Annotated in this window: 14 protein-coding genes; 13 read left to right on the top strand and 1 reads right to left on the bottom strand. The window is 40.6% G+C overall.

The annotated features are described in order from the left end of the window. The first annotated feature begins 75 nt into the window (after positions 1-75). The 3 genes from IAR63_RS04425 (at position 76) to IAR63_RS04415 (ending at position 3,826) form a co-directional block, all read left to right on the top strand. Positions 76-1,185 (top strand): glutamate--cysteine ligase, encoded by a 1,110-nt coding sequence (locus IAR63_RS04425; RefSeq protein ID WP_187706736.1) that lies wholly within the window; start codon positions 76-78, stop codon positions 1,183-1,185. Positions 1,186-1,217: 32 nt separating this feature from the next. Next, positions 1,218-1,427 (top strand): sulfur carrier protein ThiS, encoded by a 210-nt coding sequence (gene thiS, locus IAR63_RS04420; RefSeq protein ID WP_187706735.1) that lies wholly within the window; start codon positions 1,218-1,220, stop codon positions 1,425-1,427. 107 nt (positions 1,428-1,534) lie between these two features. Further along, a complete protein-coding gene (locus IAR63_RS04415) occupies positions 1,535-3,826 on the top strand; it encodes a monovalent cation:proton antiporter family protein (protein ID WP_187706734.1) in 2,292 nt (763 codons plus the stop codon). 13 nt (positions 3,827-3,839) lie between these two features. On the opposite strand, the gene IAR63_RS04410 is transcribed toward IAR63_RS04415, so the two are convergent. Continuing rightward, positions 3,840-4,076 (bottom strand): Hfq-related RNA-binding protein, encoded by a 237-nt coding sequence (locus IAR63_RS04410; RefSeq protein ID WP_187706733.1) that lies wholly within the window; start codon positions 4,074-4,076, stop codon positions 3,840-3,842. Between the two features lie 64 nt (positions 4,077-4,140). Here IAR63_RS04410 and dapF point away from each other — a divergent pair, with 64 nt between their 5' ends. The 10 genes from dapF (at position 4,141) to argJ (ending at position 17,756) form a co-directional block, all read left to right on the top strand. After that, on the top strand, positions 4,141-4,980 hold the full coding sequence (dapF, locus tag IAR63_RS04405) for a diaminopimelate epimerase (protein ID WP_187706732.1): 840 nt from the start codon (positions 4,141-4,143) through the stop codon (positions 4,978-4,980). 325 nt (positions 4,981-5,305) lie between these two features. Beyond that, positions 5,306-7,018, top strand: a complete 1,713-nt coding sequence (locus IAR63_RS04400; RefSeq protein ID WP_187706731.1) for a diflavin flavoprotein — start codon at positions 5,306-5,308, stop codon at positions 7,016-7,018. Positions 7,019-7,060: 42 nt separating this feature from the next. Continuing rightward, positions 7,061-8,791 (top strand): diflavin flavoprotein, encoded by a 1,731-nt coding sequence (locus IAR63_RS04395; RefSeq protein WP_187706730.1) that lies wholly within the window; start codon positions 7,061-7,063, stop codon positions 8,789-8,791. Between the two features lie 166 nt (positions 8,792-8,957). Next, positions 8,958-9,788: a type I methionyl aminopeptidase gene (map, locus tag IAR63_RS04390; protein ID WP_187707354.1), complete on the top strand. Its 831-nt coding sequence runs from the start codon at positions 8,958-8,960 to the stop codon at positions 9,786-9,788. A gap of 21 nt (positions 9,789-9,809) precedes the next feature. Further along, entirely contained in the window at positions 9,810-11,189 is a 1,380-nt protein-coding gene (locus tag IAR63_RS04385; RefSeq protein ID WP_187706729.1) for an amidase, read from the top strand. 230 nt (positions 11,190-11,419) lie between these two features. After that, complete coding sequence (locus IAR63_RS04380) at positions 11,420-12,766, top strand: histidine phosphatase family protein (RefSeq protein ID WP_187706728.1); 1,347 nt, start codon at positions 11,420-11,422, stop codon at positions 12,764-12,766. Positions 12,767-12,791: 25 nt separating this feature from the next. Continuing rightward, positions 12,792-14,048 (top strand): dihydroorotase, encoded by a 1,257-nt coding sequence (locus IAR63_RS04375; protein ID WP_187706727.1) that lies wholly within the window; start codon positions 12,792-12,794, stop codon positions 14,046-14,048. Between the two features lie 22 nt (positions 14,049-14,070). Next, positions 14,071-14,742, top strand: a complete 672-nt coding sequence (gene ung / locus IAR63_RS04370) for a uracil-DNA glycosylase (RefSeq protein ID WP_187706726.1) — start codon at positions 14,071-14,073, stop codon at positions 14,740-14,742. A gap of 64 nt (positions 14,743-14,806) precedes the next feature. Beyond that, positions 14,807-16,285, top strand: a complete 1,479-nt coding sequence (gatB, locus tag IAR63_RS04365; RefSeq protein ID WP_187706725.1) for an Asp-tRNA(Asn)/Glu-tRNA(Gln) amidotransferase subunit GatB — start codon at positions 14,807-14,809, stop codon at positions 16,283-16,285. A 229-nt stretch (positions 16,286-16,514) separates the two neighbouring features. Beyond that, positions 16,515-17,756, top strand: coding sequence for a bifunctional ornithine acetyltransferase/N-acetylglutamate synthase (argJ, locus tag IAR63_RS04360; protein WP_187706724.1), 1,242 nt, complete (start codon positions 16,515-16,517; stop codon positions 17,754-17,756). Positions 17,757-17,770 lie beyond the last annotated feature (14 nt).

The raw sequence follows: 17,770 nt of genomic DNA, 5'->3' as shown, positions 1-17,770 counted from the left end.
GAGGTGGGACTTGCTAATTGAACTGTTAAACTATATACTGTGAATTGTTAACAGTAAATTTTTTGAGAAGTATATATGTTTTTTTTTGGAATTGAACATGAAGTAGCTTTTATCAACCACCAGGGAAAGTTTGCCGATTTTAACTGCACAAATTTTCAAGACTTTCAACAAATAGTTGATGCTTTGCCCATTTATCCTCATGATTATCTGGAGTTAAGAGTTGGTGATGCGGGGATTAAAAAGAAAAGATGGTATATTGAAGGATTTGAAAGATTTGATCTGGGGGGAGCATTACTGAATTGTTCCCCCAAAGGAATTGAAATTAGAACTACCATACATCCAACTATTCAAGGTGTCATTGATGAATTGACTACCAGTTTTTCTTTGTTGAGCCAAGTGGCTAATAATCGGGGGTTTGTTCCCGTTTTGGTCAGCTTTAATCCCTACACCTGTAAATTTGAACCACAACCACCATTAAATGATTTTGAACTCCAACAATTACAGGTATATCCTGATGAACAAACTGCCTATATCTATATGGTTTCTTATGGACCAGATTTAAATATTTCCCTGGCAGATTTACCAATGGAAAAGGTAATTGATATCGGTCAAAAATTGACCTACTACAGTCCTTTTATTGTTCCTTTTACCTATAGTTCACCATTTTATCATGGTACTCTCTGGGATGGACTTTCTGTGAGAACCTTTATCAGAACGGGAAAAAGATCTGCTACTTTAGTATTTGTAGAGAACCAGCAACAGCTGATTACAAGTACGCCTTCATTAACTAAAATAGCTCGTATTCCAGCTGAAATTGGCAGAATAGAGTTTAAAGCCTGTGATAGTTGTGATGATTTTGCTATTTATGCAGGTCTATTAACATTATTGAAGGGTCTGGTACTGGATAACACTTTATTAGACAGGGCTATTGTACCCAATGCTAAGCTACATCAAATTTCCGCCAAACAGGGATTTGACCATGAGGATATTTTTAACATGGCTAATAAACTTTTAAAAGCTGCTGAGGAAGCTTTGATTAATGATTCAGATGTTAAGTTTTTGGATCCATTAAAACAAATTTTACTGAGTCGCAAAACTAAGTCCCATCAACTAATTGAATTGTGGAAAAGTATGGGTTCAATTGAGGAAACACTTAAAAACACATACCGTTCCCTGTTAACATAAAATCAGTTATCAAAAAGTTGGGGTTTACAAAAATGATGTATGTCACCTTACAAGTAAATGGAGAAAGTCGCACCTTTCCACCAGCAACTTTTTTACCAGAATTACTCCAAAAACTGGGTTTTAACCCTCGATTGGTAGCTGTAGAATACAATGGTGAAATTTTACACCATCAATTTTGGTCAGAAACGCAAATCAAGGATGGTGACCACCTGGAAATTGTTACCATTGTGGGTGGAGGCTAAATGGGTATTTTTTTAACACCCTCCAAGACATATGGCGATCGCCTGCAAAAAAATGAAAAGTTTTGTAAACTAAGATTAATAATCTTTATATTTATGATGGAACCTCCGTGCAAGAAGATTTTCGGTTGATTGTGGATTTGGTTTCAGTATTTGCTGTAGCTGCTTGTGGTGGAATGTTAGCAGCTTTGCTGAAACAACCTGTCCTCCTGGGATATCTGGTGGGAGGAATGATTGTTGGACCTACCGGACTGGGTTTAATCAAGGAGGTGGTGCAAGTAGAAACTCTTGCACAGTTTGGTGTAGCTTTTTTATTGTTTGCCTTGGGGGTAGAATTTTCCTTTAGTCAGCTGAAAAAGGTAAAGGCTATAGCCTTGGGCGGTGGGGGATTACAAATTATTCTCACTATTATTACTACTGTTATTGTTTGTGGTATTACCGGTGCTTGGGAAACTTTACCTGCTAAGGGGGTATTTTTAGGTTCTATTCTTTCTCTCTCATCTACAGCAGTCGTTCTCAAATGTTTGATGGAGCGCAATGAAACAGAGACAACCCATGCTCAAGTGATGCTGGGTATTTTGGTGATTCAGGACCTAGCTCTAGGTTTAATGCTGGCAATTTTGCCCGCCCTCCATCAACCAGGAGAATCTATAGGTTTAGCACTCTTCACCGCCATTGTACGCATTGCTTTATTTGCAGCAGGTGCTGTAGTTGCTGGTATTTGGATAATGCCACGTATATTGCGTTTTTTAGCACGCACGGAAAGTCGAGAGTTGTTCCTATTGGGCGTGGTGACCTTGTGTTTATCTATTGCTATCCTAACCGAATATTTGGGTCTTTCCATTGAAATGGGAGCTTTTGTCGCGGGGTTAATGATTTCTGAGGTGGAATATGCGGACGAAACATTAACAATTGTTGAACCGCTACGAGATGTTTTTGCCAGTTTGTTTTTTGCTTCCATCGGGATGTTAATTGATCCGGTGTTTTTATGGCAAAATCTAGATTTGATTCTCGGTTTAGTTGCTCTGGTGTTCCTAGGGAAGTTTTTAATTATTACCCCCTTGGTTAAATTATTTCGCTACCCACTTAAAACAGCTTTGATTGCTGGATTAGGATTGGCTCAAATTGGTGAGTTTTCTTTTGTGCTTGCTAGTGAGGGTCAGGCGTTGGGATTGGTTTCCCGTCATGTCTATTTGTTGATTGTGGGGACAACAGCTGTTACTTTAATGTTGACTCCCTTCGTGCTGAGAGTCATACCATTTTTATTTAATTTAGTAGAGTTTATACCTTGGTTAAAACCTTATTTAGTGGATGAACAAGCAGAAGATTTTACGGAAGACCTACCCACCAAAGATCATGTGGTAATTTGTGGTTATGGTCGTATTGGTCAAAATTTGGTGCGGTTGCTAGAACCCTACCAGTTACCTGTGGTAGTGATTGAACAGTCAGAAAGTCGAATTCAGCAGTTACGGGAATCGGGAATACCTTATGTATATGGTAATGCAGTTAGTTTTCACGTGTTAGAAACCGCTGGGGTAAACTATGCCAAAGCAATGGCGATTGCGCTTCCTGACCCCACAAGCATTCGTCTATGTTTAAAAAGGGCTTTGGAGTTATCACCGGAATTAGACTTAGTGGTGCGTGCTACTCAGGATAAAAATATTGAGGTACTTTATCAGTTGGGTGCGAAGGAGGTAGTGCAACCAGAATTTGAAGCTAGTTTGGAAATGGCCTCCCACTTACTAATGGATGTGGGACTAGGGAAAGAGGTAATAGGGCAAAAAATGCAGCAAATACGTCAAGATCATTATTTGGATTTACGACCGGAATGCTCTGCTGCTCAAGTTTCCCAGCACTTACAAAAAGTCACCCAGGATTTAAACCGTCGTTGGTATGACCTACCTGTTAATTCTCCTTTAATTGGGATGACCCTAGAGGAATTGGATATGCGTCGTCTCATTGGAGTTAGTTTAATGGCTATTCGTCGTGCTGATGGCACAGAAATAGATTATCCCCATAATGGTACACGACTACAATCAGGCGATCGCCTGTTGGTGGTGGGTGCAGATGAGGAACTAACAGCTTTAGTAGATTTTGCCCAGGGTAGCATTGCAGTTCCAGGGGGAGCAAGTGCTTGTCAGTGGGTAACGATTCAGGCTAATTCTCCCATTTTGGGTAATAATCTGGCGGATTTGATTTATAAAGATTATGGAATAAAAGTGCAAGCAATCCGTCGGGATGGTAAATTAAGTCGCAATCCGGCCAATGTGGATCTGAAAGTTGGAGATCAGGTTCTACTATGTGGTAATTTGCCTCAACTCAATTACCCAGAGCAGATGCAACAGTTACTTGACAAGCCGTTTGCCATACAATTGCCTGTCATACCTGATATTCATGAATGAAGTTTAATATATATTATGTTGGTGGACTGCTGTCATGGGACACCTTTAAATAGGCAATAGCCAGTCTACTAATTATAATATGATCATCTTGAGAATCCACCACACATATACAGTTAACATCTTGCCAAAAAATCCTAGCAGTGATAGTATCACCGGTAGTCAATTTAAACTGCACAGTAGTTTTCTGCTTGATCCAATTTTGTATTTGTCGAATACTGGGTAGAGTAGTATCAAATTCTATGGGTGGCATTTTGGGACAGAAGAAATAAGGTTAGATTAGGTTGACTAGAACAATTTAGATTTGATCATCGAAAATGACCATAGAATTTACAAAGTATCACGGTTTGGGCAATGATTTTATTCTGATTGATAACCGTTGCGCCCTAACTCCCCTAATTACCCCTGAAATAGCCATAAGGATGTGCGATCGCCATTTTGGCATTGGTGCTGACGGTGTTATTTTTGCCCTTCCCGGTCAGAAGGGAACAGACTACAGCATGAGAATTTTCAATTCCGATGGTTCGGAACCAGAAATGTGTGGTAATGGTATTCGCTGTTTAGCTGCTTTTTTAACCGAATTGGAAGGAATCTCCCGCAGTAAGGACTACTATTTAATTCATACCCTAGCTGGTGTAATTAGACCCCAACTGACGGATGATGGTCAAGTGAGGGTAGATATGGGTTCACCCCGTTTACTTGCTCAGGAGGTTCCCACAACCCTAGCACCTGGTGAGAGCAAGGTAATTAATCTCCCCCTAGAAATTGGGAACCAAACTTGGCATATTACCTGTGTGAGCATGGGGAACCCTCATTGTATTACCTTTGTGGAGGATGTAGCTAGTATTCCCTTAGAAATTATCGGTCCTCAATTTGAACATCATCCAGTTTTTCCTCAACGTACTAACACAGAGTTCATTCAGGTTGTTAATCCTAGTCACTTAAAAATGCGAGTGTGGGAAAGAGGAGCAGGTATTACCCTAGCATGTGGTACAGGTGCTTGTGCTTCCTTAGTTGCTGGAGTTTTGAATAATTTATGCGATCGCATGGCGATTATAGAACTACCAGGGGGGAACTTAGAAATTGAATGGGCAGAAACCGATCAAAGGATTTATATGACCGGTCCAGCGGAGCGGGTATTTACCGGTAAAATGTAGGGAATCTGGGCGGGGAATCATCTCTTGGTGGTAAAGACAGTGGTAAACATCATCACCATCCCACCCAGCAAAATGAGGACTGCTAGTCCTCCAGTAATTAAATCTAAAGTATTAGTGTTATCCATAATTTATGCTTTTTATCCTTCATAGCTAGATTAGAATGCCATAGAATTGTAGCACTTTCCCAAGTCCTATGGGGGCTAAAGATATATTTTAGATACATTTTAGTTTTTAAAAAATACATTGTTGATTACAACCCAAAAAAGAATTTAATTAGAAAATAGTAGAAGAGAAAAAAAATATTATTAATCATAGAAGACGAATCATGGTAGCGATATCAGAGACACCACGTTTGACCATCCAAACTGTAGAAATTGCTCCCCATACCATTGCGATTCGTTCTCTAGATTGGGATCGTGATCGCTTTGATATTGAGTTTAGTTTACAAAATGGCACGACCTATAATTCCTATTTAATACAGGGTGAAGAGACCATTCTGATTGATACATCCCATCAGAAATTTCGTCAATTGTATTTAGAGACCCTAAATAACCTAGTTGACCCTCAGACCATTGATTATATCATCGTTAGTCATACTGAACCCGACCATAGTGGATTAATAGAAGACGTGCTGAGATTAGCACCTAGAGCTACAGTTTTAGCATCCAGAGTTGCCATTCAATTTTTAGAAGGTTTGGTACATAGTCCCTTTTCTAAAAGAATAGTTAAAAGTGGCGATCGCGTGAATATTGGCAAGGGACATGAAATAGAATTTGTCAGCGCTCCCAACTTACACTGGCCAGACACAATTTTTAGCTTTGATCGCAAAACCCAGATTCTTTACACCTGTGATGCTTTTGGGATGCACTTTTGTGATCATCGCACTTTCGACGAAGATTTAGAAGCGATTGAGACTGATTTTAGATTTTATTATGATTGCCTAATGGGTCCAAATTCCCGTTCTTTATTGAATGCTATGAAGAGAATGGGTGAACTAGGCAAAATTAAAATTATTGCTAGTGGACATGGACCCTTACTCTACCATAATCTGGAAACCCTAACCGAATATTATCAAAATTGGAGTCAAAAACAGACCAAGACAGAGAATACTGTAGGTTTATTTTATGTTTCTGGTTATGGATATAGTGATCAGTTAGCCCATGCAATTGGTGATGGACTACAAAAAACAGGTGTGGGGGTAGAAATTATTGATTTCCATAGGGACAACCTTACAGAAATTCAAGAACTAGTCACCAGAGCATCGGGTTTAATTGTAGGAATGCCACCGAGTTATTCAACGGTTGCTCAAGCAGGTATTAGTTGCCTTTTAGCCGGAGTAAAAAATCATCAGTTCATAGGTTTATTTGAGTCTTTTGGCAGTGATGACCAACCAATAGATATCTTAGGAAGGAAGTTTACTGATTTGGGAATTAAAGAGGGATTTACTGCCATTCGCATTCAAGAAATTCCTGGGGAATCCATCTATAAAATGTGTAATAGAGCAGGTACAAATCTAGGGAGATTAATCCTGGAAAAAACTAGTAATAACCAGGTTAAATCTCTGGATTTGAATATGGAAAAAGCCCTAGGGAGAATTAGTAGTGGACTATATATTATAACTGCTAAAAAAGGTGAAATTACTGATGGCATGATGGCTTCTTGGGTGGCACAAGCTAGTTTTCAACCCTTGGGATTTACCATGGCACTCGCCCATGATCGACCTATTAATAATCTATTACAACCAGGCGATCGCTTTATTCTTAATGTCTTAGCAGAAGGAAACTATCAAGAGTTGAAAAAACACTTTCTCAAACGATTACTACCAGGTATGGATAGATTTGCAGGAGTGAAATTTCAACCCGGTAAAAATGGTTCACCAATCTTAAATGAAGCCCTAGCATATATGGAATGTGAAGTCATCAGCAGGATGGAATGTAGTGACCATGGAATCTTATATTGCACTGTTGAAGATGGCAAAGTTTCTCAAACTAATGGTTTAACAGCAGTGCGTCACCGTAAAGTAGGAAACTATTATTAATATATATGGGGTTTCTTGAGTTTTATTGCACCTAAAATACCTATGATAGATTCTAAGCCACGGGATGTACAAATTGGGAGTATTGGGACTAATACACAGGTTTTGAGAGCTAGAAGTTGGTCACGATTAAGGTTTGAAATTGAATATGGACTTTGTCGTGGAACTACTGCTAACTCCTATTTAATCACAGCAGATAAAACTGCTATCATTGATCCACCTGGCGCAAGTTTTATCAACATTTATCTAGCAGCTTTACAAAACCAAATCCATTGGCAAAACTTAGACTATGTAATTTTGGGTCACTTTAGTCCCAATCGCGTACCAACCTTAACAGCATTATTGGAACTAGCACCACAAATTACTTTTGTTTGTTCTCTTCCTAGTGCTAATAATTTACATTCCACTTTCCCAGACGAAGATCTGAAGATTTTGATTATGCGGGGGAAAGAAACTTTAGATTTAGGTCAAGGTCATATTTTAAAGTTCTTCCCCAATCCTAGTCCTCGATGGCCAGAAGCACTTTGTACTTATGACCCACAAACCCAAATTCTTTATACCGGTAAATTATTTGCAGCTCATATTTGTGGTGATCAGATTTTTGATGACAATTTGTATAGCAACTCAGATAGTCATTACCAGGGATTGAACGAAGATCAAAAATACTATTTTAATTGTTTAATGGCACCCCACATAACCCATGTAGAAGCAGCACTAGAAAAAATCGCCCACTTGCAAGTTCAAATCTATGGGGTAGGTCATGGTCCATTGATTCGTAGTGGGTTAATTAAGTTAACTCAATCCTATTTCCAATGGAGTCACGCTCAAAAAGAGCGGGAAATATCCGTAGCTTTACTTTATGCTTCCGCTTATGGAAATACAGCTACCCTAGCACAAGCAATAGCTCTGGGGATAACTAAAACTGGTATAGCAGTCAAATCTATTAATTGTGAATTTACCTCCCCCGAAGAAATTCATACCACCGTGGAAAAAGCAGACGCTTTAATTATTGGTACTCCTACTATCGGTGGTCATGCACCTACACCTATTCAAACCGCATTAGCTATTGTGTTAGCTACTAGCGATAACAGCAAATTGGTGGGTGTATTCGGTTCCTACGGATGGAGTGGAGAAGCTTTAGATATAGTGGAAACAAAACTGAAACATGCAGGGTTTCCCTTTGGATTTGATACCCTAAAAGTCAAATTCAAACCTGATGAACTAACTTTAAAAATCTGTGAGGAAATAGGTAAAGACTTTGGTCAAAACTTAAAGAATGCCAAAAAAACTCACCCACCTCGGAAAATTGCCACACCTACAGAACAAGCAGTAAGTAAAATAGTTGGATCCGTATGTGTATTGACAACTAAACAAGCAGAAATTTCCATGGCAATCTTGGTTACCTGGGTCTCTCAAGCTACATTTAAACCACCGGGAATTACAGTGGCGATCGCTAAGGAAAGAGCCATAGAATGTCTAATGTACATTGGCGGTAAGTTTGTACTGAATATTTTCAGTGAAGATATTCACACGGACTATATAAAATCCTTTCGCAGGAATTTTACTCCCATAGAAGAACATCCGAGTGGGATTAGAACTATAGTAGGGGAAAACAGTTCTCCTATTCTAGCTGATGCAGCTGCTTATTTAGAATGTTCCGTTAATCAGCATTTAGATTGTGGAGATCATTGGGTAATTTATGCTACCGTTGATTACGGTAAACTCATCAATCCTGATGGAGTGACAGCAATAAATAAGACAAAAACCTCACAATGATAAGGTCTTCCCCCCAGGAAGTGAAATTAATGTAGACAATCAGCTTATGGAGAGCAGGAAACCATTGTGTTAAAATGGGAGGGTGGGGAACTAAATCCACTTTGGAATCAAATCTCAACTAGAGCAAACCTTAGCTGTTTAACAGCGATAACTACCAAACCAGATGATGAACATTCTCAGCGACCTACTTACCTTACCAGTGCAGTCTAAACCTTCCATATCACACCAACGTCGGGGAATAGAAATCAAATCTCCTCGTGAGATTGATATCATGCGACAATCAGCTAGGATTGTTGCTACTGTTCTCAAGGAAATTTCTGAATTGGTTGAACCGGGGATGACCACTGCGGATCTGGATGCACATGCAGAAAAACGTATTGGAGAAATGGGCGCAACTCCCAGTTTTAAAGGATATCATGGATTTCCAGCTTCTATATGTTCTAGCATCAACCACGAGGTGGTACATGGTATTCCCAGCCATAAAAAAGTCATTCGCTCAGGAGATGTATTAAAGGTTGATACAGGAGCATACTATCAAGGTTTCCATGGTGACTCTTGTATCACTATTGCTGTGGGCAGTGTTAGTCCGGATGCAGCAAAACTAATTGAAGTGGCTGAAAAAGCTTTATATTCAGGCATAGAACAAGTGAAAGCAGGTGCCCATCTGGCTGATATTGCTGGTGGGATTGAAGACTATGTTAAAACAACTGGATTTAATGTGGTAGAGCAGTTCACAGGTCATGGGGTGGGTAGAAACCTCCATGAAGAACCTGCAGTTTTTAATTATAGAACTCGTGAAATTCCTAATGTTAAATTACGTGCTGGTATGACCTTGGCCATTGAACCCATAATTAATGCTGGCTCAAAAACTACTAAAATATTAAGTGATAGATGGACTGCTGTTACTGTTGATAATGCTTTATCTGCCCAATTTGAACATACTGTGTTGGTTACGGAAACGGGTTATGAAATCTTAACTGATAGATCATCACTTTAAACCAGACCCCCCAGATAACTGATGACTGATTTAGCATTTACCCCCGCTTTGGAATTAGCTAGGTTAATTCGCAAGCGAGAAGTATCTCCTCTAGAACTCACAGAATTATATTTAGACAGGATTTCCCGTTTTAATCCTCAATTGGGTAGTTACTTCACAGTTATGGCGGAATCAGCCATAGCTGACAGTCGTTATAAAACAGAAATACTAGCTAATACCCAAAAAACTGAATTACCACCCTTTTTTGGCGTTCCCATTTCAATCAAAGATTTAAATGCTGTGGCGGGTGTTACCTGCACCTTTGGTAGTCCAGCTTTGCTTCATAACATCCCCAATTATGATGATGGTGTGGTTACCAAAATCAAACAAGCGGGTTTTGTCATCCTGGGAAAAACAGCTACCTCAGAACTGGGGTCTTATCCCTATACTGAACCTGCAGGTTTTCCCCCAGCTAGAAATCCCTGGAATTTGGATTACACTTCCGGTGGTTCTAGTGGTGGTGCTGCATCCGCTGTTGCAGCTGGATTATGTGCGATCGCCCAAGGTTCCGATGGTGGTGGTTCTATTAGGGTTCCTGCGGCTTGTTGCGGCCTAGTAGGGATTAAACCTGCTAGGGGAAGGGTAACTAATGCTCCTGGTACTAGTATCATAGCTACCAGTGGTCCCCTGGCCAGAACAGTAGCTGATGCAGCTGCTATGCTAGACGCAATTTCTGGATATTTCCCGGGAGATCCTTTTTGGCTAAACAATCCAGAACCTTGTTTCTTGGAATCGAGAACAAAAGTAGGACTGAACATAGCCTTTAGTACAAGTATTCCCTCGGTAGGGGAAGCAGATGGGAACTGTCAACAGGGGGTATTAAAAGCGGTTAGATTATTAGAGGAGTTAGGACATAATGTAGTAGAGAAGTGTCCGGATATAAGTGGGTTAGTCCAACCATTTCAAGTTGTATGGCAAGCTGGGGTAGCTGCTGCTAAAATACCGCCACAGATCTTACAACCTCTCAACCGGTTTTTATTAGAGAGAACGGGTTCAGCAGGTGAGTATGTACAAGCAGTAACACAGATGCAGATCCTATCTAGGCAAATTGTGGCTTTCTTTGATACAATAGATATATTAGTATTACCTGTTTACCTTCATTCACCCATGAAAATTGGTGAGTGGAGTCAGTTAAACCCTGATGATACCCTAGAAAGAATCATTAAATGGATCGCACCCTGTCCCATAGCAAATGCTACGGGACTCCCTGCTATGTCCATACCCATGGGGTTTGATGCTAATGGGTTACCCTTGAGTGTGCAATTAATTGGTAAACCTGCTGCTGAAGCTACGTTGATTAGCATCGCATCACAATTAGAAATGGTTAATCCTTGGGTGCAGCACCAGTGGTCTCCCCAATAGTTCCAGGACTTTGGCAAGACTAAGTAGGGAGGCACAATTATTTGTAGGGTAAGTTCTACCGAGTAGACAAACCTCTCAAGAATAATCTTGAGACTACGATGAAACAGGAAGTAGGTTCTAAAGTCCAGATCTGTAAAGGTCTGAGTAGCTTTGGGTAGATCCTATAGAGCGGTGTGTTAATTGACATTTTACTGTACAATTACTTCCTCAAAAGAGAAGAGGTTTTTTAAATGACTCGTGTGATTATTGTGCGTCATGGACAAAGTACCTATAACACTGAAGGACGCATTCAGGGACGTACTAACACGTCCAGCTTAACAAAAAAAGGTTCCGAGGATGCTCTTAGAACTGGTCAAGTGCTTAGTAATATACCATTTGCGGCTATATATAGCAGTCCCCTCACCCGAGCTAAACAGACTGCGGAAATTATCCACAATCAGTTGACAGGTCATCCGGTTCCATCGGTGGAGATTACTGACTACTTACTGGAAGTGGACTTACCCCTGTGGGAGGGAATGTTATCTGGAGAGGTGAAGGAAAAGTTCCCCCTGGATTATAGTGTGTGGAAAGAACGTCCCCAGGAGTTGCTAATGACAATTAGTGACGCAAATGGCACAAGAGATCACTCCCCCATATTATCTTTATATGAACAAGCACGACAATTTTGGCAGCATATCTTATCCCATCCCTCGGGAAGGACTATTCTTGTAGTTGCACATAATGGCATTAACCGTGCTCTAATTAGTACAGCACTAGGTATTCCCCCTAGTCGCTATCATGCCATACAACAGTCTAATTGTGGAATCAGTGTTCTTAATTTTAGCGGAGGACTGGGTGAACCTGTACAGTTGGAATCAATGAATCAAACCCAACATGTGGGAGATATTTTGCCTAGTTTGCGCCCAAATCATCAAGGGTTTCGTTTACTATTGGTTCGTCATGGAGAAACTGAATGGAATCGTCAAGGGAAGTTCCAAGGACAAATTGATGTACCTTTGAATGACCATGGTAGGGTTCAAGCAACAAAAGCTAGAGAGTTTCTCAAAACCATATCTCTTGATTTTGCTTTTAGTAGCACTATGGCCCGTCCCCGAGAAACAGCAGAAATTATCCTTCAAGACCATCCCCGTGTCAGTTTACAATTATTGGATGGTTTAAGGGAAATTAGCCATGGAAAATGGGAAGGTAAGTTTGAATCGGAAATAGATCAGGATTTCCCCGGTGAGTTGCACCGCTGGCGCACTATTCCTGCTCAGGTGCAAATGCCAGAAGGTGAAAATTTACAAGAGGTATATGAACGTAGTGTTGGGTCGTGGCAAGAAATATTACAAACTGCTCAAAGTCAAAACCTTGCTATAGGTCTAGTTGTGGCTCACGATGCAACAAATAAAACTTTACTTTGTCACATACTCGGTCTGTCCCTGGAAAATTTCTGGAATTTCCGTCAGGGGAATGGAGCAGTTAGTGTGATTGATTATCCTCAAGGTGCTGACAGTTCACCCGTTCTGCAAGCTATGAATATTACCGGACATTTAAGTGGTGGAGTGTTAGATAAAACTGCAGCGGGCGCTCTCTAATAATCATTGGGGAATTGAAGCAGATATGATTGAATTGCTAAAAGAAGTGCGGGTGATTGATGCAGTTATGCAAACTGACCAAGTAGCCGATGTGTTGATTTTTGATGGCCAAATTAAGGCGATCGCCCGGCAAATTCCCAATCCCAGCCCTGAAACTGTTGTGAGAGATTGTCAAGGTCTGTTATTGGGCAATGGTTTGGTGGATCTATACAGTCATTCCGGTGAACCTGGGTTTGAAGAAAGGGAAACTTTGAGTTCTTTATTAAGGTCGGCTCAAGTTGGTGGATTTACCAGAATAAATGTTCTACCTGATACATATCCAGTGATTGACCAACCATCTTTAGTGTTACAGTTACAGCAAAAATATAGGGGTAAAAATGTCCCCAGACTACAAATTTGGGGGGGAATAACCCTGGATTTAGCGGGTAAGCAGTTAACCGAATTTGCTGATTTAGCCAATTGTGGTGTGGTGGGTTTTACGGATGATAAACCTTGGGAAAATTTGGGTATGGTTAGGAGGATTTTAGAATATTTACAGCCATATAGTCAAATTGTCGCTTTCTCACCATGCGATCGCTCTTTATGTTTAAATGGTAAAGTGAGAGAAGGTGTAGAGGGGTTGCGCATGGGATTGCCAGGGATACCAGCGAGTGCGGAAACCAGTGCCATAGCGGGACTATTAGAATTAGTAGCAGAAATTGGGACCCCTGTACATATTATGCGGGTATCTACAAGCAGGAGTGTGGAATTAATTGCCAGGGCTAAATCCGACGGTTTACCCATAACTGCAAGTAGTACCTGGATGCACCTGTTATTGAGTAGCGAAGATATTCACAGCTACCATACTAGTTTACATTTAGAACCACCCTTGGGAAATGTTAGTGATATGAAAGCGTTACGTGAGGGGGTTCGTCAGGGTATAATAGATGGTATAGCTGTTGATCATGCTGCATTCACCTATGAAGAGAAGGTGCAGGCTTTTGCTGAATCCCTACCAGGAGCAATTGGACTAGAACTGGCCTTACCCTTGTTGTGGCAAAACCTGGTAGAAACTGGGGAATTTACGGCCTTGGAATTATGGAAGAGTTTAAGTTATGGACCTGCAACTTGTTTAAATCAGAAAACGAACCCTATTCAACCAGGAGAGAGGGCAGAATTAACACTGTTTAATCCTGACAAGACTTGGGAAGCAACCATAGATAATCTTTGTTCTTTAAGTAATAATACACCGTGGTTAGGAGAGGAAATAAAAGGAAGAGTGATCCAGATCTGGTGTGACTAAAATAGAAGCATATAAATTATTGATGTCTAATTTAAAGGTTCCTGGGGAATGGGATAGTGTTCTCTCGGACGAGTTCCGGAAACCTTATTGGAAGCAACTGGAAGAGTTTCTCGTTCAAGAAAGAAGTTCTCAAACCATTTACCCACCAGAGTCAGAAGTTTTTTCTGCTTTTGAATTAACACCTTACCAACAGGTAAATGTTTTATTATTAGGGCAAGATCCCTATCATCAAAGAAATCAAGCCCATGGTTTATGTTTTTCCGTCAAACCTGGTATTCAACCACCACCTTCTCTCAAAAACATTTATCGGGAACTTCAACAAGATATAGGATGTCCTATTGCCAATCATGGTTACCTAGCTAATTGGGCTAAGCAAGGTATCTTAATGCTAAATGCGGTGTTAACCGTAAGAGAGGGACAAGCCAATTCTCATAAAAATCAAGGTTGGGAACTTTTCACCGATGAGGTGATTAAAAAGGTTAATGAAAAAACAAAACCCGTCATCTTTGTTCTTTGGGGTGGATATGCGAGAAAAAAAGTCAAACTAATTGACACAAATCGACACTTAGTGATTGAATCAGCCCACCCTTCTCCTTTATCCGCCTATCATGGCTTTTTTGGTAGCAAACCCTTCTCAGCAATAAATTCAGCTTTAAAGATCTGGGATAAACCAGAAATTGACTGGGGATTATAGCTTTAACCAAAACCAACCACGGATCCCATCTGTTAGAATCACTTTATAACTACCTTATGAAAATATGAGCATAGCCACAGCTGTAAAAACAGAATACGAAGCCATCATAGGACTAGAAACCCATTGTCAACTTAGCACCAATACCAAAATTTTTTCCAGCAGCTCTACTGCTTTTGGTGCTGAACCCAACACCAATATTGACCCAGTCTGTATGGGTTTACCGGGTGTCTTACCAGTCCTCAATGCTAAAGTTCTAGAATATGCAGTTAAAGCAGGTTTAGCTTTAAACTGTCAAATTGCCAAGTATAGTAAATTTGACCGTAAACAGTATTTTTATCCTGATCTGCCAAAAAACTATCAAATTTCCCAATATGACCTACCCATAGCTGAACATGGTTGGCTAGAAATCGAAATGGTAGATGATCATGATAACCCCGTTCGTAAACGGATTGGTATTACTCGTCTACACATGGAAGAGGATGCAGGAAAGTTGGTGCATGCTGGCAGTGATCGATTAGCTGGTTCCAGTTATTCCCTAGTAGACTACAATCGTGCTGGTGTACCCTTAATAGAAATTGTTTCGGAACCCGATCTACGTTCCGGTCAAGAAGCAGCTGAATACGCCCAGGAATTACGTAGAATTATGCGATATTTGGGTGTGAGTGATGGGAATATGCAAGAAGGTTCCCTCCGCTGTGATGTGAATATTTCTGTTCGTCCAGTGGGGGAAAAGAAATTTGGCACTAAGGTGGAAATCAAAAATATGAACTCCTTTAGTGCTATCCAAAGAGCAATAGATTATGAGATTCAACGTCAAATTGCTGCTATAGAAGCAGGAGAGAGAATAATTCAAGAAACCCGTTTGTGGGAGGAAGGTTCCCAACGCACTAGCAGTATGCGAGTGAAAGAAGGTTCTAGTGATTATCGTTATTTCCCCGAACCGGATTTGGCACCCATTGAAGTTTCCCATAGCCAACTAGAAACCTGGAGATCTGAATTACCAGAATTGCCCGCTCAAAAACGTCACCGTTATGAACGTGAGTTGGGACTTTCAGCATACGACACCAGAGTATTAACGGAAGATCTACCAGTCACAGAATACTTTGAAAGTGCTATAAATGCTGGTGCTAACCCCAAATCAGCTGCTAATTGGATTACTCAAGATATAGCTGCCTACTTAAACAAACAAAAACTTACCATATCAGAAATTAAACTGACACCGCAGACCATGGCGGAGGTGATTAGTCGTATTGAGAAAGGTAAAATTAGTAATGCTCAAGCGAAAGAAAAATTGGCGGATTTACTTACAGGTATTTCCGTGGAGGAAGTGTTTGCTGGTCAGGAATTAATCACTGATCCAACTGTGTTAGGTCCCATAGTGGATGAAATAATTGCTGCTAATCCACAACAGGTAGAGAAATACCGGGGTGGCAATATTAACCTCAAGGGTTTCTTTGTGGGACAAGTATTGAAAAAGACTAATAAACGAGCGGAACCCAAACTAACCAATGAACTAGTGGAAAGGAAACTCAACAACTCATAACCAACCGGGGGAAAAAAATGGAAAAATTTGAAAAAAAACTAAAAAGGGGTTTGACCCCTCACACTAATAATGTTATAGTGTGATAAGTAGATGCACCCTGATGATTTGGAGAGCTATTTCATGGCTCTCTTTTTTCATGAGTTGTAATTTTTGGGAATTTTGTCTTTAAGTTTCCTTCCCCCTATATAATAGTTGTACTAAGAACTTGTGGAATTTTGGGGCCTTTATTATGGCAGACTGGGATGAAATCACGGGTGGTATCACCGCAGCACGGGGATATAGAGCTGCAGGAATCGCAGCTGGGTTAAAACCTTCGGGACTACCTGATTTAGCTTTAATTCTATCAGACGTAGATGCAATTGCTGCTGGTGTATTCACCACAAGTCATGTAAGGGCCGCCTGTGTAGATTATTGTCGTCAAAGACTACAGACCAAGCATACAACCAGAGCTATACTGTGTAATGCAGGTCAAGCTAATGCTGCAACTGGTGATCAAGGTATCAAAGATACAATAGAAAGTGCAAACCTATTAGGGAAAGAACTAAATATAAACCCGGAGTCAATTTTGCTTGCTTCTACGGGAGTAATTGGTCAGAGAATTAAAATGGATGCTTTGGCAAATGGTATACCCAAACTGGTTGCCCAACTCTCGGAAACGGGTTCAGATGCAGCAGCTAAGGCTATTGTGACTACGGATTTAGTCACCAAGTCCATTGCGTTAGAAACCACCATACATGATCGACCAGTACGTATTGGTGGTATTGCCAAAGGTTCGGGGATGATTCACCCGCAAATGGCTACCATGCTGGCATTTATCACCTGTGATGCAGCGGTTTCCCCCACTCTATGGCAGCAAATGTTAACACGCGCTGCAGATAGAAGTTTCAATTCCATTACCGTAGATGGTGATACCAGCACTAATGATAGTTTAATTGCCTTAGCCAATGGAGAATCTCGCACACCCGCTATCACCGAAATAGGACCAGAATCCGAAAAACTAGAAGGGATGTTAACAGCTGTTTGTCAACATTTGGCAAAAGCGATCGCTCGAGATGGTGAAGGTGCAACTTGTTTAATAGAGGTACAGGTTACAGGTGCAGCGGATGAAACTACAGCACGACAAATAGCTAAAACCATTGCTGGGTCATCCCTAGTCAAGGCGGCAATTTTTGGACGTGATCCCAATTGGGGACGTATTGCTGGTGCTGCTGGACGTGCGGGAGTGCCATTCGAACAAGATGACCTGAAAATTAAGATCGGTGACTTCCTGCTGATGGAAAATGGTCAACCCCTACCCTTTGATAAAGGTGCTGTCAATGCCTATTTAAAACAAGCAGCTTCAGGAATTTATCTCAAAGAAGATACGGTGTTAATTACTGTGAGTGTTGGTCATGGAAATGGTTTTGGTAAAGCTTGGGGTTGTGATTTGAGTTATGACTATGTAAAAATTAATGCCGAATATACAACTTAGATATAACTTTAGAC

Origin of the sequence: Cylindrospermopsis curvispora GIHE-G1 (assembly GCF_014489415.1) — a bacterium.
Lineage (GTDB): Bacteria > Cyanobacteriota > Cyanobacteriia > Cyanobacteriales > Nostocaceae > Raphidiopsis > Raphidiopsis curvispora_A.
This window is presented reverse-complemented; position numbering and strand designations above follow the sequence as displayed.

Bases quoted from the DNA above. Each gene is read 5' to 3' on its own strand.
- IAR63_RS04385 (WP_187706729.1), top strand. From the start codon at position 9,810: ATGACTGATTTAGCATTTACCCCCGCTTTGGAATTAGCTAGGTTAATT.
- thiS (WP_187706735.1), top strand. From the start codon at position 1,218: ATGATGTATGTCACCTTACAAGTAAATGGAGAAAGTCGCACCTTTCCA.
- argJ (WP_187706724.1), top strand. From the start codon at position 16,515: ATGGCAGACTGGGATGAAATCACGGGTGGTATCACCGCAGCACGGGGA.
- ung (WP_187706726.1), top strand. From the start codon at position 14,071: ATGTCTAATTTAAAGGTTCCTGGGGAATGGGATAGTGTTCTCTCGGAC.
- IAR63_RS04380 (WP_187706728.1), top strand. From the start codon at position 11,420: ATGACTCGTGTGATTATTGTGCGTCATGGACAAAGTACCTATAACACT.
- map (WP_187707354.1), top strand. From the start codon at position 8,958: ATGAACATTCTCAGCGACCTACTTACCTTACCAGTGCAGTCTAAACCT.
- IAR63_RS04375 (WP_187706727.1), top strand. From the start codon at position 12,792: ATGATTGAATTGCTAAAAGAAGTGCGGGTGATTGATGCAGTTATGCAA.
- IAR63_RS04400 (WP_187706731.1), top strand. From the start codon at position 5,306: ATGGTAGCGATATCAGAGACACCACGTTTGACCATCCAAACTGTAGAA.
- gatB (WP_187706725.1), top strand. From the start codon at position 14,807: ATGAGCATAGCCACAGCTGTAAAAACAGAATACGAAGCCATCATAGGA.
- IAR63_RS04395 (WP_187706730.1), top strand. From the start codon at position 7,061: ATGATAGATTCTAAGCCACGGGATGTACAAATTGGGAGTATTGGGACT.
- IAR63_RS04410 (WP_187706733.1), bottom strand. From the start codon at position 4,076: ATGCCACCCATAGAATTTGATACTACTCTACCCAGTATTCGACAAATA.
- IAR63_RS04425 (WP_187706736.1), top strand. From the start codon at position 76: ATGTTTTTTTTTGGAATTGAACATGAAGTAGCTTTTATCAACCACCAG.
- dapF (WP_187706732.1), top strand. From the start codon at position 4,141: ATGACCATAGAATTTACAAAGTATCACGGTTTGGGCAATGATTTTATT.